Annotated in this window: 14 protein-coding genes, 1 tRNA gene and 1 pseudogene; 10 read left to right on the top strand and 6 right to left on the bottom strand. The window is 63.0% G+C overall.

Annotation, left to right across the window (positions count from 1 at the left end; all coding sequences use genetic code 11):
- From ACVJNE_RS07190 to ACVJNE_RS07155, 8 genes are all read left to right on the top strand, one after another.
- Positions 1-909, top strand: a complete 909-nt coding sequence (locus ACVJNE_RS07190) for an SDR family oxidoreductase (RefSeq protein WP_499564904.1) — start codon at positions 1-3, stop codon at positions 907-909.
- Positions 910-998: 89 nt separating this feature from the next.
- Positions 999-2,018, top strand: coding sequence for a penicillin-insensitive murein endopeptidase (gene mepA / locus ACVJNE_RS07185; RefSeq protein ID WP_499564239.1), 1,020 nt, complete (start codon positions 999-1,001; stop codon positions 2,016-2,018).
- Between the two features lie 79 nt (positions 2,019-2,097).
- Entirely contained in the window at positions 2,098-2,502 is a 405-nt protein-coding gene (locus tag ACVJNE_RS07180; RefSeq protein ID WP_499564237.1) for a methylglyoxal synthase, read from the top strand.
- Position 2,503: 1 nt separating this feature from the next.
- Positions 2,504-3,532 carry a glucokinase gene (locus tag ACVJNE_RS07175; protein WP_499564235.1) on the top strand — a complete coding sequence of 343 codons (1,029 nt, stop codon included), beginning with the start codon at positions 2,504-2,506 and terminating at the stop codon, positions 3,530-3,532.
- Positions 3,533-3,607: 75 nt separating this feature from the next.
- Positions 3,608-5,431: an ABC transporter ATP-binding protein gene (locus ACVJNE_RS07170; RefSeq protein WP_499564234.1), complete on the top strand. Its 1,824-nt coding sequence runs from the start codon at positions 3,608-3,610 to the stop codon at positions 5,429-5,431.
- 2 nt (positions 5,432-5,433) lie between these two features.
- Positions 5,434-6,234 (top strand): 4-hydroxy-tetrahydrodipicolinate reductase, encoded by an 801-nt coding sequence (gene dapB / locus ACVJNE_RS07165; RefSeq protein ID WP_499564902.1) that lies wholly within the window; start codon positions 5,434-5,436, stop codon positions 6,232-6,234.
- A gap of 34 nt (positions 6,235-6,268) precedes the next feature.
- The gene (locus ACVJNE_RS07160; RefSeq protein WP_499564232.1) at positions 6,269-6,889 is read left to right on the top strand and encodes a 2,3-bisphosphoglycerate-dependent phosphoglycerate mutase; all 621 of its coding nucleotides are present in this window, start codon (positions 6,269-6,271) and stop codon (positions 6,887-6,889) included.
- A gap of 122 nt (positions 6,890-7,011) precedes the next feature.
- Positions 7,012-7,096: transfer RNA gene (locus ACVJNE_RS07155), tRNA-Leu, on the top strand.
- A 697-nt stretch (positions 7,097-7,793) separates the two neighbouring features.
- On the opposite strand, the pseudogene ACVJNE_RS07150 reads toward ACVJNE_RS07155, so the two are convergent.
- The 6 genes and pseudogenes from ACVJNE_RS07150 to ACVJNE_RS07125 all read right to left on the bottom strand — a co-directional run.
- Positions 7,794-8,819: pseudogene (locus ACVJNE_RS07150) on the bottom strand (recombinase family protein); the annotation flags it as partial.
- Positions 8,816-9,034 (bottom strand): hypothetical protein, encoded by a 219-nt coding sequence (locus ACVJNE_RS07145; protein WP_499564230.1) that lies wholly within the window; start codon positions 9,032-9,034, stop codon positions 8,816-8,818. The pseudogene ACVJNE_RS07150 and the gene ACVJNE_RS07145, both read right to left, overlap by 4 nt.
- Positions 9,035-9,109: 75 nt before the next feature.
- On the bottom strand, positions 9,110-9,667 hold the full coding sequence (locus ACVJNE_RS07140) for a hypothetical protein (protein WP_499564228.1): 558 nt from the start codon (positions 9,665-9,667) through the stop codon (positions 9,110-9,112).
- Between the two features lie 11 nt (positions 9,668-9,678).
- Positions 9,679-11,697 (bottom strand): type IV secretory system conjugative DNA transfer family protein, encoded by a 2,019-nt coding sequence (locus ACVJNE_RS07135; protein ID WP_499564226.1) that lies wholly within the window; start codon positions 11,695-11,697, stop codon positions 9,679-9,681.
- Complete coding sequence (locus ACVJNE_RS07130; protein ID WP_499564224.1) at positions 11,698-12,087, bottom strand: hypothetical protein; 390 nt, start codon at positions 12,085-12,087, stop codon at positions 11,698-11,700.
- Positions 12,087-12,692 carry a hypothetical protein gene (locus ACVJNE_RS07125; protein WP_499564222.1) on the bottom strand — a complete coding sequence of 202 codons (606 nt, stop codon included), beginning with the start codon at positions 12,690-12,692 and terminating at the stop codon, positions 12,087-12,089. The genes ACVJNE_RS07130 and ACVJNE_RS07125 overlap by 1 nt, the downstream gene beginning before the upstream one ends.
- Before the next feature lie 143 nt (positions 12,693-12,835).
- On the opposite strand from ACVJNE_RS07125, the gene ACVJNE_RS07120 reads away from it, so the two are divergent.
- Positions 12,836-13,927, top strand: a complete 1,092-nt coding sequence (locus tag ACVJNE_RS07120; RefSeq protein WP_499564220.1) for a hypothetical protein — start codon at positions 12,836-12,838, stop codon at positions 13,925-13,927.
- Entirely contained in the window at positions 13,924-14,355 is a 432-nt protein-coding gene (locus ACVJNE_RS07115) for an ankyrin repeat domain-containing protein (RefSeq protein ID WP_499564218.1), read from the top strand. Before ACVJNE_RS07120 ends, ACVJNE_RS07115 begins: the two co-directional genes overlap by 4 nt.

The raw sequence follows: 14,355 nt of genomic DNA, 5'->3' as shown, positions 1-14,355 counted from the left end.
ATGAGACTGTTCATCTTCGGCGCCGGTTATTCCGGCCGGGCCATCGCACGCAGCGCCATTGCAGAAGGCGCATTCGTCGCCGGCACGACCCGTTCGGCGAACAAGGCCGAGGAACTGCGCGCCGAGGGCATCGAGCCGGCGCTGTTCGACGGCGGCCCGCTGTCGTCCGAGATCGAGGCGGCACTGGGCGAAACCACCCATTTGATCGTATCGATCGCGCCAGGTGATAGCGATCCCGTCCTTTCGGCCGCCCGCGACACGATCGTGAAGAATATGCCGGCGTTGCGGTGGATCGGCTATCTCTCGACGGTCGGCGTCTATGGCGACCACCAAGGCGTCTGGGTCGACGAGGATGCCGAATGCCGCCCCGTCTCGCGCCGGTCGCAGGCGCGACTGGTAGCCGAACGTGCCTGGCTCGCGCTTGCCGTCGAAACGGACCTTCCGGTGGCGATCCTAAGGCTCTCCGGCATATACGGGCCGGGCCGCAACGGGTTCGTCAACCTCGACAAGGGCACGGCCCGGCGCATCGTCAAGCCGGATCAGGTGTTCAATCGCATCCATGTCGACGACATCGCCGGCGCGACCATGCTGCTCGCGAAGGAAGCCAAGGGCGGCATCTTCAACGTCACCGACGACGAGCCGGCACCGCCGCAGGATGTCGTTGCCTATGCCGCATCGCTGATGGGCGTAGCGCCGCCTCCGGAAATCCCCTTCGACGAGGCGGAAATGACCCCCATGGCGCGCTCGTTCTATGGCGAGAACAAGCGCGTCACCAACGCGCGCATCAAGCATGCAGGCTACCGCCTCCGCTTTCCCGACTATCGCGCGGCCCTTGACGATTTGTGGTCGAGCGGCACATGGCGAGGTCGTGCTGAGGGCGCGGACGCACGATCGAAGATCGGCGACTGAACTGTTATGATTCGATTAACCATGGACCTGCAAGCTAGAGCGCGGGCATTGGGGCGTCTGTGAATCCATCGATTACCGGAGGCCGGTACATGCGTCTTTCAACCGTTATGCGTCATCTTGCCAGTGCTGTCGTCGCGTTTGCCGCGGCCGTTTCGGGCGCGATGGCGGATCCGCTTGCCAAGGATGCATTCGGCGCACAACGCCTGCCGGCCGCCACGCAGGCCGCGGCCTACGGTTTCTATTCGAAGGGCTGCTTCGCCGGCGGCATGGCGATCGCCACGGATGGCCCGAGCTGGCAGGCGATGCGCCTGTCGCGCAACCGCCGCTGGGGTCATCCGGAAATGATCGCGCTGCTCGAGCGGTTCTCGCGCGAGGCCGCGCAGGATGGATGGCCCGGCCTGCTGATCGGCGATGTCTCGCAACCGCGCGGCGGCCCGATGCTGTCCGGCCATGCCTCGCATCAGATCGGATTGGATGCGGACATCTGGTTCCTGCCCATGCCGAACCGACGGCTGTCGGCAGGCGAACGCGAGAATCTCGATTTCGTCTCCATGCTGCAGCCCAATTCGCTCTACGTGGACGATCGCAAATGGACGCCGGCGCATGCCCGGTTGCTCCACCGCGCCGCGAGCTATCCGAATGTCGAGCGGATTCTCGTTCACCCGGGCATCAAGAAGAAGCTTTGCGACACCGTCGGCGGCGACCGTTCCTGGCTACGCAAGGTACGCCCTTTCTGGGGCCACGATTCGCACTTCCATATCCGTATCGGTTGCCCGGCGGGCTCGCCCGGCTGCCGGACGCAGGATGCGGTTCCGCGTGAAGAGGGCTGCGACCAGTCGCTGGCTTGGTGGTTCACCGAGGAGCCTTGGCGGCCCGCGAAGGGGCCGGCCAAACCCAAGGCGCGTGACGTGCTGCGTCTTTCCTCGCTGCCATCCGCCTGCGAGGCGGTACTCGCCGCGCCGGCGCCGATATCGGAAGCAGCCGTGACCGTCAGTGGGCGCGGTACGCCGATGATCGCAACCACCAATGCCCCGCCGGTGACGGCCAACGCCTTTGCGCCAACGCCCGAACGGACGATCCCCCTGCCGCAGCCCCGCCCCTACGACTGAGCGGTTTCCTTGACAGCGGGCGCGCCGGGGTCATAAGAGATTTCTAAATCGATTTAGCTTCTCCCTTACGGACCTCGCCTTGGCCGACCGCCTGCGCCTCGCCCTGATCGCTCATGATGCAAAGAAGGACGACCTTGTTGCCTTCTGCACGACACATGCGAATTTCATCGCTGGCTGCGACATCGTTGCCACGGGCACCACAGGCGGCCGCATTGCCGATGCCGATCCGCGCTTTTCGGTGCGCAGGCTGCGCAGCGGGCCGCTCGGCGGCGACCAGCAGATCGGCGCCCTGATCGCCGAAGGCGTTGTCGATGCCGTGATTTTCCTGGTCGACCCGCTGACGCCGATGCCGCACGACGTGGACGTGAAGGCGCTGATGCGGCTCGCCATCGTCTATGATATTCCCATTGCGCTGAACGTCGCCACGGCCGAAATCATTCTGACCGCCATGGAGGCGGACAGCCGCAACGGGGACCGGAGCTGACATGCCAGGCGAGGACCAGACCACCACCATGCTCAAGTTTCCGGTTCTCATCGGCGACATCGGCGGCACCAATGCGCGCTTCGCGATCCTCGTCGACGCCTATGCCGAGCCGAAGGAATTCCCGATCGTTCAGACGGCGGACTTCGCGACCATCGACGAAGCGATCCAGACCGCCATCCTCGACCGCACGTCCATCCTGCCATTGTCCGCAGTGCTTGCCGTGGCCGGGCCCGTCGACGGCGACGAGATCGAACTGACCAATTGCGACTGGGTGGTCAGGCCAAAGCAGATGTTCTCGACGCTCGGTCTGGAAGAGGTGCTGGTGCTCAACGATTTCGAGGCGCAGGCGCTTGCCGTCGTCGCGCTCGGCCCGGAGCATATGGAAAAGATCGGCGGCGGCGAGCCGGAGCCAGCCGCCGGGCGCGTCGTGCTCGGCCCTGGCACAGGTCTCGGCGTCGCAGGCCTGGTCCATGCGCGGCACACCTGGATACCCGTGCCCGGCGAGGGCGGCCACGTCGACATCGGTCCGCGCAGTCCGCGCGATTTAGAGGTGTTTCCGCATATCGAGAAGATCGAGGGCCGTATCTCCGCGGAGCAGATGCTGTGCGGCCGCGGTCTCGTCAATCTCTACCGGGCGGTCGCCAAGGCAGACCAGACCACGCCACGCTTTTCGACGCCCGCCGAGATCACCAGCGCCGCGCTGGACAACAGCGACGCGACCGCGGTGGAAGCGCTCGAAATCTTCGTCACCTGCCTCGGTCGGCTGGCCGGGGACCTCGCATTGATCTTCATGAGCCGCGGCGGCGTCTTCCTTACCGGCGGCATCGCCCAGAAGATCGTTCCGGCCCTCAAGAACGGCCGCTTCCGCGCCGCTTTCGAAGACAAGGCGCCGCATAACGATCTGGTCAGGGCGATGCCCGTCTATGTCATCACACATCCGCTCGCGGCCCTGTCGGGACTGGCCGCCTACGCCCAGACGCCGGCGCGGTTCGGCGTCGAGACGGAGGGGCGGCACTGGGTGAATGCCTGACCCTCAGTCAGAAGGTCTGCAGATTGCCGATTGCATGAGGCTGTGCGAAAGGGCATAGCCAAGCGCGGAAAAGGCATGACCGGGAAGAACGGTTTGGCGGTAAAAGACGAAAAGGGAGCGCTCGAGACCCTGCGAGGCGACGTCCTCCCCGTGCTCAAGCGCGTACTGGCGGAAAATGCGCGCGACTATGTCGGGCTCTACATCGCCGCCATCGGCTGCCTGCTGGCGGTCGCGGGCGCAACCGCCTTCATTCCCTGGGTGATGCCGCCGCTGATCGACGGCGTCTTCTACGAGGAGCGCTTCGACCTGATCCCCTGGATCTGCGGCGCGGTCATCCTTGTCTTTCTCATTCGCGGTGCCGCCACCTACGGGCAGGCGGTCATACTCGCCACGATCGGCAACAACCTCGTCGCCCGCTACCAGCGCCGTATCTTCGACCACCTGATGCGGCTCGGACTGGACTTCTACACGGAGCAGCGCTCGGGCCGGCTTGCCGCACAGATCAACGAAAACGTGCTGGGCGTGCGCGACATGCTCGGCATGACGCTGAAGTCGGTCGTCGGCGATGCCGTACTGCTGCTGGCCCTGGTAGGCGCGATGATCGTGCTCGATCCGAAGCTTTCGGCCATCGCGCTCCTCATCGGCCCACCACTGATCTTCGCGGTCAATAGCATCATGCGGCGGCTGCGCAAGGTTGCGCGTCAGGCCGTCGAGGTGAACGCACGGCTCGTCGGCGCCATGCAGGAGACGACCCAAGGCATCGCCGTGGTGAAGGCGTTCACCATGGAGGAGCAGCTTGCACGCCGCATGGACGGGCTGGTCGCCGAGGCGGAAAACCGCGCCAACAAGATCGCCCGCGTCTCCGAACGCGTCACGCCAATTTCCGAAGCGCTGGCCGGTTTCGCGATCGCCGGCGTCATCGCCTATTCGGCCTATCAGGCATCGGCCTCAGGCACGCCGCCCGGCTCGGTTTTCGGTTTCATCACCGCGCTTCTGCTTGCCTACGATCCCGCCCGCAGGCTTGCGCGCGTCCAGGTCAATCTCGAGCGCTCGCTGGTGAACGCGCGCATGATCTACGAGCTGCTCGACATCGAACCACGCCAGCGCGATGGCGCGGATGCCAGGCCGCTGGACGTATCCCGGGCCGAGGTGCGGTTCGACGGCGTGTCGTTCTCCTACGCCGATGACCTGCCAGTGCTGCGCGCGGTCAGTTTCGTTGCCGAGGCCGGCAAGACGACCGCCCTCGTGGGCGGCTCCGGCGCCGGCAAGTCGACTATCGTGGCGCTTCTGCAGCGGTTCTACGACCTTGCCGAGGGCGCGATCCTGATCGACGGACAGGACATCGCACACGTCACCAAGGCTTCGCTTCGCGCCAACATCGCCTATGTCTCGCAACATCCCTACCTGTTCGAGGGATCGGTGCGCGACAACATCCGCTACGGCCGGCCTGACGCCACGGATGCCGAAATCGAGGAGGCGGCACGCCTCGCCCATGCGGACGAATTCATCGCCGGAATGGCGCAAGGCTACGACACGCCGGTTGGCGAGAACGGCGTGACGCTTTCCGGCGGCCAGCGCCAGCGGCTGTCGATCGCCCGCGCCATCGTGCGCAACGCGCCAATCCTGCTGCTCGACGAGGCAACCTCCGCGCTCGACACCGAATCGGAGGCCCGCGTGCAGGCTGCACTTGAAACGATCATGCAGGACAGGACCACGATCGTGATCGCGCACCGCCTGTCGACGGTGGTCAAGGCCGACCACATCGTTGTGCTGGAAGCAGGCCGTGTGGTCGAGGAAGGCACGCATGCGAGCCTGATGAAAAGCCAGACCGGGGCTTATGCACGGTTTCACCGGTTGCAGGGCGAGCCGGTTGCCAGACAAGGGGGGAACGCAGCGTGACAATGGGGCTCGTCGTCGTAGGCGCAGCAGGCCGCATGGGCCGCACGCTGATCCGCGCCGTGCACGAGACGCCGGGCGCAAGGCTGGTCGGCGCAGTGGAACGCGAGGGGTCGTCCTTCATCGGCCAGGATGCGGGCATACTGGCAGGTGTGGAGCCGCTCGACGTCGCCATCAGCGACGATCCGTTGCCGGTGTTCGCGAAGGCCGATGGCGTGCTCGATTTCACCATCCCGTCCGCCACGACGGTTTTCGCGGGCTATGCGGCCCAGGCCCGTATCGCGCATATCATCGGCACCACGGGCTGCTCGGACGGGGATGACGCGAAGATCGCGGCGGCGGCGCGCCATGCGACCATCGTCAAGTCCGGCAATATGAGCCTCGGCGTCAATCTGCTTGCCGCGCTGGTGGAACAGGCCGCCAAGGCGCTCGACGCCGGCGATTTCGACATCGAGGTGCTCGAGATGCACCATCGCCACAAGGTCGATGCGCCGTCGGGCACCGCGCTGCTGCTTGGCGAGGCGGCGGCAAGCGGCCGCGCGGTCGCGCTGTCGCAGAACAGCGTGCGCGTGCGTGACGGCCATACCGGCCCGCGCGAGGAAGGCAAGATCGGTTTCGCGACGCTGCGCGGCGGCTCCGTCGTGGGCAATCATTCCGTTATCCTTGCGGGAACAGGCGAACGCATCGTGCTTTCTCATCACGCGGAGGACAGGGCGCTGTTCGCGCGCGGCGCGGTCAAGGCGGCGCTCTGGGCGCACGGCCGCAAGCCCGGCCTCTATTCGATGCGCGACGTACTCGGCCTCTAGCCTCAATCCAAACAATCAACAGCAGGAGAACCCCATGTCCGGAACGCTGGTCCTCGTCCGCCACGGACAGAGCGAATGGAACCTGAAGAACCTGTTCACCGGCTGGCGCGACGTCGGGCTGACCGAGCAGGGCCATGAAGAAGCCAAGACCGCCGGCGCGAAGCTCGCCGCGCGCGGACTCAAATTCGACATCGCCTACACGTCCGCGCTCGTGCGCGCGCAGGTGACCTGCCAGCACATCCTCGACGCGGTCGGCCAGGCCGATCTGGAGACGGTGCGCGACCAGGCGCTGAACGAGCGCGACTATGGCGATCTCGCCGGCCTCAACAAGGACGACGCGCGCGCCAAGTGGGGCGAGGAGCAGGTTCATGTCTGGCGGCGCTCCTACGACGTTCCGCCGCCCGGTGGCGAGAGCCTGCGCGACACCGGCGCACGGGTCTGGCCTTATTACATGCATGTGATCCAGCCGCATGTGCTGCGCGGCGAGACCGTTTTGGTCGCCGCCCATGGCAACTCGCTGCGCGCACTCATCATGGCGCTCGACGGGCTTTCGGGCGAGGAGGTTGTCAAGGTCGAGCTCGGCACCGGGGTGCCGATCATCTACCGCCTCAATGCCGATTCGACGGTCGCCTCCAAGGAGATCATCGAAAGCTGAGCGGCTTTGCGCGCCTGTCGCGAGATTGTCATTGACAGCACAGGCGCGCCCGCTTACATCGGCCTCGCACCACGCATGGTCTTCGTAACCGAACTCTTCGGGAAGGCCCTTGCGGTCATCTAGCCCAGGTGGCGGAATTGGTAGACGCGCACGGTTCAGGTCCGTGTGCCGCGAGGCGTGGAGGTTCGAGTCCTCTCCTGGGCACCAACTTAGTTGCATCGTCAATGGCGGGCATCCCGCCTACTGCCTGAGCCGGTAGCTCACCGGCTCCGCGCTTAGCCTTACCCGGCTGCGAGGGCGTGGACGGCGGCTCCAAGCCGACGACCATGCGTATCTGTTTCAGATCAAATTCCTGCTTCTGTTTAATTTGCTCCTCTCTGGTTGCAATGTTGAGGATACCGGCCAGATCGCCGTAAACGTCGATCACGAGGCCGATGCCGTTCGGGTTGGGACTGAGGACGATTTTGTCCACCAGCGAGCGGATCAATTCAGCCGCTTCATGCCGGTGCGCTTCGTCGCGCAATGAGCGGACTAGAGCGGTAACTTCCTGCTGATAGCGCTTCGCCATCGTTGGATGAATCAGCGTGGGCGCTTCCTTCTTGTTTTCGAGAAGGGCGTGCAATTCCTTCCGGCGGGCAACGATCCGATGCGATTCCTCTTTCATCGCATCATTCGCATACCCGTCGACTACCGCTTTGACGATCCGTTGTTCCTGCTTGTCCAATTTCTCCAGTTCAGCACGGTAAGCATGCAGGGAGGCATTGTGCTCCATGCGCAGCCGGTTCACGTGGCTGGTGTATTCTTTGCAGAATACCCCGACGAGATCAGGTTCCATCAGGTGACTGCGCAGCACTTGCAAGACGGTATGTTCGAGGTCGGCTTGATCGATAACGCGCCGGTTCGTGCAAACGGCGCTGCCTTTGTTGCGTGCAGCCGAGCAACCGTAGTGCGCCCTACCGATCTTGGCGACGCCGCCACCGCAGCAGCCGCATTTCAGAAGTTTGGAGAACAGGTATTTCGGACGCTGGTGCTCCCAAAACCCCTTCTTGCTGTTTCGAGCGCGGCGCTGCCGCGCCTTGGCCTTTTCCCATACGTCCTGATCGACGATTCGAAGCTCAGGAACTTCCTTGCGTATCCATTCGGATACGGGATTTGGCCGCGCGACATGCTTACCCGTCTCGGGGTCCTTGTCGTAGCGCACCTTGTTCCAAGCAATGACACCGGCATACATCTCATTGTTGAGGATGCCCGAGCCGCGCTGCCAGTTGCCGTTGATTGTGCTCTGGCTCCATCCTTTGCCGCGCGTTCCCGGTACGCCCTCAGCGTTCAGGGTTGCGGCAATGGCCTTGGGTGACTTGCCCGCGACATACTCGTCGAAGATACGGCGGACGATTTTTGCCTGTTCCTCGTTGATGGTCCGCTCGCCGCGTATGGGATCGCCCTTCTCATCGAAGCGTTTGACCACATCGTAGCCATAACCGTTGCCGCCGCCGATCTTGCCATTCTCGACGCGCCCGCGCTGGCCGCGATGAACTTTCGCCGCCAGATCGGCGAGGAAAAGCGCGTTCATCGTCCCCTTCATGCCGATATGCAGCGGTGAAATCTCGCCTTCCGACAAGGTGACGATCTTAATGCGCAGGAACTGCATGCGCTTATAGAAACCGGCAATGTCTTCTTGGTCGCGGGACAGGCGATCCAGCGCCTCGCTCAAGATGAGATCAAACTGCCCGTTCATTGCATCACGAATGAGATTCTTGATGCCGTCGCGATTGTTCATAAAGGCCCCGGACAGAGCATAGTCGGGGTAAACTTGGGCAATCTGCCATCCTTCCCGCTCAGCCCGTTCCGTGCAAATCCGCACCTGATCCTCAATGGAGGTCGGTTTCTGGTTGTCGGACGAGTAACGGGCGTAGATGGCGATGCGTGTCATTGAATCCTTCCTTCATCGTCGCCGTTTGAATTGCGGCGCGATTCCTCAATCAGTTTCTTGAAATCTCTCTCTGCCGCCCGCCGTGCAAGGAACTGAACGACTGCGACGATGCGCGGGTCGTGTTGCGATGCGGGCCGGTTCGAGGCTGATTGATTATCACTGTCTGCAATGCCTTCGGTCAACTTATTCCTGTCTTTCCTTTTCTTCTCATTCATCGTCTGCCCCTTTTGTTTGCTTGGGCATTGCAAGAACAATACAAGAACATATTCCTGTGAGTCAAGAATATTTTCCTACATCTTCTGTTTAATGGTCTTGGCGGGCTGATCGGGATGCTTATGAAAAAGCAGATGCAGCGGATCGACCTCGCCGTACTCGCCCAGCGTGCGGGAAATCCGAATGTCTTGCAGGGCGCGCATGCGGGTAACGATGCGCCCGCGCACGAGCTGGCCCGCATAATCGCGGGCATCTTGCAGCACGTCGCGCGGGGTGGCCCAGCTTGGGGCCGGGTGGTTTGCGCCCGGCATCGACCATCGCCGCAGGATGCGGCGGGTCTCGTTGCCATGCCAGATCGGCGCGTGGCGGCGGATATGGTCGGAGAGGCGGGATTCCAGCCCGTTGATATAGCGGGCCATGGTCTCGCCGGTGTAATCGGCCTGTGCCCGCTGCGGGACAGGCGGGCGGCGCAAATGCTTATCGGTGCCGAAATCGGCTTTCGGGCTTTGCGGCGGCATATCGTTCGCCGGACGCTGAAAGCTGGCTTCCGGCGATGGGCCGGTCTTTGGCTGCATGGGGTTATCGGCGGCGCGCAGAAACGGCGCGTCGAGATTCAGGCGAAATCGCTCAACCATGGCGGATTCCTTCAATGGGCGGGGAGAAGGGCGACGAGCGGACAGCGCCCGTCAGGCGGATAGACGGCGCGTGGATGCAGCCCGACATAATCGCAGCGGCGGTAATGGCGGTGCGGGCCGGTTTGCGTATAGGTCGCGCTCAAGCGCAGATGCGGCGTGCCGAGGGATGGAACATCGACCAGCCACAGCGCCAGCAGCGGCGGCAGCCATGCGAGATGCCGCAGCCGGACGGGCGCAATGAAGCGGCGGCGCTTTGTCCCGGCCTTCGGCTTCGGATAGGCCACACCGTCTATAGTCGGCTTACCGGTCGGATCGGCGTAGCCGTCCTTGTTCAAGCCATAGACGATGCGAAACGCCTCGTCGCCCTTGAGCGCCGCGTGCTCCAGCGGATTGGCGGCGACCTCATCGCGCCATGGCGATGCCGTACCGTAATGCGTCATGGTGAGCCGCATGGGCCGCATCCCGCGCACGAACACCCACGCCTCGTTTCTCGGCATCGCCAGAATCTCGTCAGGATTCATGACGCGGCGGCCGAGTTCGCGGCTCGACACGTTGATGTCGGTCGCATCCGACCCAAACGAATAGTCCTGCCGCCGGATCGTGGCTGCGGCCAGCATGTCGGAGACATGCTTGGCGCGGGCATAGCTGGTCAGCCCCGCATAGATGCGCACATCGCAATAGGATTCGACCGAGGCGGCGGCATCTTTGCCGAGTTTCCTTTCCAGCCCCGCAAAGGACTGGATATAGAAGTCGGCAGACAGTTTGAGGCCGCGCATGGTCTCCATGTCGCCAGCCAGATCGTTGAAGCGGTAGTTGAGCGCTTCCTCGCCGACGATGTGCAGCGGATGGCCCGAAGGATCGCGCTTGGCCGCTTCCATCAATCCGTAGTTCAAGAGCGAAACCACCGGCGCGAAATCGCGCGTGTGCGAAAGTGGGGCCATGACGAACAACACCACCTGCCGCTTGCGCAGCGTGGCAACCGAGCGCGTGGCCGTGCGGCCATACCCCGCCATGCGCCCGCCCTGATTGAAGGTGAGCAGCCGCTGCGTCGCTCCTTCGAGAAACGCGGCGGCGTTTTCTGGATTGTGCTGGAAACGGTCGAGCAGATTCGCCGCCTCACCCTTCAGGAAGGCCGCAATCGGATCGTCCGCGAACAGCTTGTCTGCGCCATAGCGCAGCAGCAACAGCCGCTTCCTGAAGGCATCGGGATCGTTGAGCAGCGCAAAGACATCGGAGGGCGTGCAGCAGGCGGGATCGAGCAGCGCCTGTGACAAAATCGCGGTGCCGATACAGCGTCGTGAACCGTTGCGGAAGAAAATATTCTTATCGCCATCGCCCGAGGGTTCGGGCAGATGCAGCTCGGCCAGGTCGAGCGCGATCTTGATCGTATCGGCCCGAAACGCCCCCTCAGCATGACAGGCATCGAGCACCGGCTGATAGAGGTTGAGTTCGGTATCGCCGCAGAGATCAAGATGCGCCTTGGCGGGATTGAGGCACCAGACCTCGATACCCATCTTCTTCAGCGCCCCCACCAGCATCGGCGCAAGCTCGGTCTTTACATCGGGGATGAACAGCGATTTACCGAGCCGCGCCTGATGCAGGATCGAGGGAATGACGTAGTTGACCGTCTTGCCGACACCGGGCGGCATTTCTGTCAGGGAGAATGGCGTGCGCGGCGGCGCGAACGCTGGTAGCATCCGCTCAAAGAGACCCAAGAAATTACCGCTGGCCGGATCATGCATGAAGCGCGCAACCAGCTCGTCCCAAGTCGCTTCGCGGGCCGTGCCGTGATCGGTGGATGCCTCGTTGGCGCGCGCGAGATTGCGCCGCAGCGCATAATCGCGGCCATAGAGAATGGCCGCACGGATACCGGCAGGGATCGCCACGGCGAGGCAAAGCCCCGCCGCAACATAGTTGAACACGCCCTCATAGGCGCTGGGCCAGAAGGCCCATGCACCGCTGGCCGAGAGGGCGGCGATGAACGCGGCGCGATTGACCGGCCCTGCCTTGGCGCGAACGGGAACGCTCATTCACGCCTCCCGCCGGTCTTGATGCGCGGCCATGGCGCGTTCGACCGCCGCCCGCACCGCGCGCAGCCGCGAGACGAGGCCGAAATTCATCGCCACGCCGTCGTCTTTAAGCGCCAGACTGTGGACGCGCAGCGTGCCGAACAGTAAGGCCAGCACCAGCACGGAGACGGCACCGCTCGTGAGCAGGGCGATCTCGGCTGTATAGAGGTAGCGCCAGAAAGCGAGGCAAAAGCCGAGAACGCCGAGCGCGGGCAGGCCCGCAAACGCCAGAAACGGCCTGCGCACCTCGATGTACTCGATCTGGCGCACCGAATAGGATTTCTTGGGCGTGCGGAAGATGGTGCTGTCCACCGAGTACCCGCCGCCGGAATAGATGACAGGCGTTTCCATCACGCACCTGCCTTTCCGGCGCACGCACCCGCGCCATGCGCCTTTGCCATCGTCTGCGAAAAGTTCGCGACCGGCGCGGGTTCATAGAGGGTCAGCGTGCCCGCATAGATCGCCCAATCCGTGCGCGTCTGCGCAATCGCCGCATCGGCCACGCAGGAACACACATCACCGGCCCCCGCGACCTGTACAATCGTCTCGGCCTTGATGCGGGCGCGCGCTGCATCGTAGGCCCGCCGCGCCGTGCGCTTGGCATGGTCCATCTGCGCAAGCGCGGCATTGGCTGCCTGATCGATCCCGAAGATATCGGCCATGCCGCCGCTCATGCCGCGCAGATGGTTCATGAAGGGATTGTTTTGCAGGCGGCGCACTTGATCGACCGCCAGTTCCTGCATTGGATCGAGCGAGGGCACGGGCAGCGCCCGCAGCCGCTCCTCTCCTGCCTTCGCCACCATTGTCTCAAAATTGGCGGTGCAGGTGGGCACATGATCCGCCCGCGCGATGCGCGCCCCGGCTTCGGGCCCGGTAATGAAATACGACACACCGGCCCACAGGGCGGCACCCGCCAGCACGGGCTTTGGCAGCGTGTCGGTCAGAATGGATAGCATGGGTGGTTTCTCCTTCATCGCGTTGAGAGCGCCGGAAGGAGAGCAAGCCGCTCGGGTTATTCGGATCGAACCCGCTTTCCTGCCGGTTCGATTTCAGTAAACATCAGCGCGGAAGAAATCCGAGACAGAGTTGTAACACGCCTATGCAGGGATCGAGCGCGCGGGGCAGCTACGATGCCTACGCTTTCCAGCGGATCATCCAAAAGCTCAACGAGCTGGTGAAGTCGCACCCGAACCTCTCCTTCACCGGCATCGCCGAAGCGATTGCCGCGTGGAAGAACATGGAATTCCATCGGGAGTATCTCGTGCGCCTGCGCAATCACAGGCTCGGCGATCCGCATGTGAACATGGTGGTCGAATGGATCGTCGCCCATCACGACCCGAAATTCCGCGACAAGCTCTCGCCGGACGCGATCTTTTGGGAAGTGGGGGAATCCTCGCGAGACTTCTATTTCCACCTCGCGAAACTCGACCAGTACGAGACTTGGGAAGAAGAAATCCTGCAAGGCTTCTCGGGCGTTTATATCTGCGCGCCGCAGCGCGACCGTAACAGCTATTTGCCGATGAGCATGGTGCGCGACTTCTTCACCCGAACCTCAGAGTTCGAGCCGCAGCAAAAGATGCGCCGCTCGGTGGACATCAAACAGTACATCGCCGAGCGCAGCATCCTGATCCTGCGTCACACCCCGGCGGGCTACTACCACGCAGCCGAGTTTCCGCTTTCGCTGCTCTTCCCGCCCGACTTCATCACTCTCGACGTAAAGATGGTGCATGAGGGCGTCGGCATCGCGTCCGGCAACAGTATCCGCGTGTTCCTGCGCGAATGCCTGTCCCGCGTCGGCAAGTCCCATTCGATCCTGATAACGCCAAAGGGAAAGAACGAAGCCGACAACCCGCATGGGCTTTCAGTTTACACGGCGGGTGAAGTCAGGATCGAGACGCGGAATGACTGGGCCTCTATGGATGCACGCAACCTTCGGCAGATGCGCCGCGAGTTCGCGGATACTATCTACCTCGACTACCATCTCACCGGAACCGCGCAGATCGAGGTATCGCCCGTGCCGGACGTGAAGAACCGCATCGAGACGACATTCTCGCGCGACTACATCTATCACCCGAAGCCGAACGATTTCCTGCGCGATCCTGAATTGCATTTCATCCGGCCCGATATAATCCGCGCCGAGGACATCGAACGCATCGTAAAAAACCCGCTGGCGGTGGGGAGTCTGGTATGAGCGCCCAGCCGAAGCCCAAGCCGAAACGCACGCCTTTTCATTTGGAGCCTGATAGCGGTGCGCAACTCGCGACCTATTCGCTGATCCGTGCCGTCTATAACGACCGCTTCGACCAGGCTCGTGATATACTCGCGGCTAACCCCGAGCAGATTAATCTACAGGAGCCGTTTGCCGGACTGACCGCCCTGCACATTGCCGTCTTCCGGCAGAATGAGGAAATAGTAGCGCTATTGGCGAACCATCCGCGATGCGACGTCTCGCTGAAAGACAATTTCCAGCGTACCGTCGCCGACATATTGCTCTATACGGCCAAGTCCGCGATCTTCGAAGTCATAATGGACCGTATTTACGGAAGTGGAAGCGCGTCAGCACCAGATTCACTCGATAACGCAAACGTAACTATTATTAACATTAACAATCGAAAATGA

Source organism: Mesorhizobium sp. DxT (genome assembly GCF_058448885.1).
The sequence above is the reverse complement of the archived record's forward strand: the minus strand, read 5'-3'. Positions and strand labels throughout refer to the sequence as shown.

Coding starts and splice junctions, on each gene's coding strand:
- ACVJNE_RS07190 (WP_499564904.1), top strand. CDS start 1: ATGAGACTGTTCATCTTCGGCGCCGGTTATTCCGGCCGGGCCATCGCA.
- mepA (WP_499564239.1), top strand. CDS start 999: ATGCGTCTTTCAACCGTTATGCGTCATCTTGCCAGTGCTGTCGTCGCG.
- ACVJNE_RS07175 (WP_499564235.1), top strand. CDS start 2,504: ATGCCAGGCGAGGACCAGACCACCACCATGCTCAAGTTTCCGGTTCTC.
- ACVJNE_RS07170 (WP_499564234.1), top strand. CDS start 3,608: ATGACCGGGAAGAACGGTTTGGCGGTAAAAGACGAAAAGGGAGCGCTC.
- dapB (WP_499564902.1), top strand. CDS start 5,434: ATGGGGCTCGTCGTCGTAGGCGCAGCAGGCCGCATGGGCCGCACGCTG.
- ACVJNE_RS07160 (WP_499564232.1), top strand. CDS start 6,269: ATGTCCGGAACGCTGGTCCTCGTCCGCCACGGACAGAGCGAATGGAAC.
- ACVJNE_RS07145 (WP_499564230.1), bottom strand. CDS start 9,034: ATGAATGAGAAGAAAAGGAAAGACAGGAATAAGTTGACCGAAGGCATT.
- ACVJNE_RS07140 (WP_499564228.1), bottom strand. CDS start 9,667: ATGGTTGAGCGATTTCGCCTGAATCTCGACGCGCCGTTTCTGCGCGCC.
- ACVJNE_RS07135 (WP_499564226.1), bottom strand. CDS start 11,697: ATGAGCGTTCCCGTTCGCGCCAAGGCAGGGCCGGTCAATCGCGCCGCG.
- ACVJNE_RS07130 (WP_499564224.1), bottom strand. CDS start 12,087: ATGGAAACGCCTGTCATCTATTCCGGCGGCGGGTACTCGGTGGACAGC.
- ACVJNE_RS07125 (WP_499564222.1), bottom strand. CDS start 12,692: ATGCTATCCATTCTGACCGACACGCTGCCAAAGCCCGTGCTGGCGGGT.
- ACVJNE_RS07120 (WP_499564220.1), top strand. CDS start 12,836: ATGCAGGGATCGAGCGCGCGGGGCAGCTACGATGCCTACGCTTTCCAG.
- ACVJNE_RS07115 (WP_499564218.1), top strand. CDS start 13,924: ATGAGCGCCCAGCCGAAGCCCAAGCCGAAACGCACGCCTTTTCATTTG.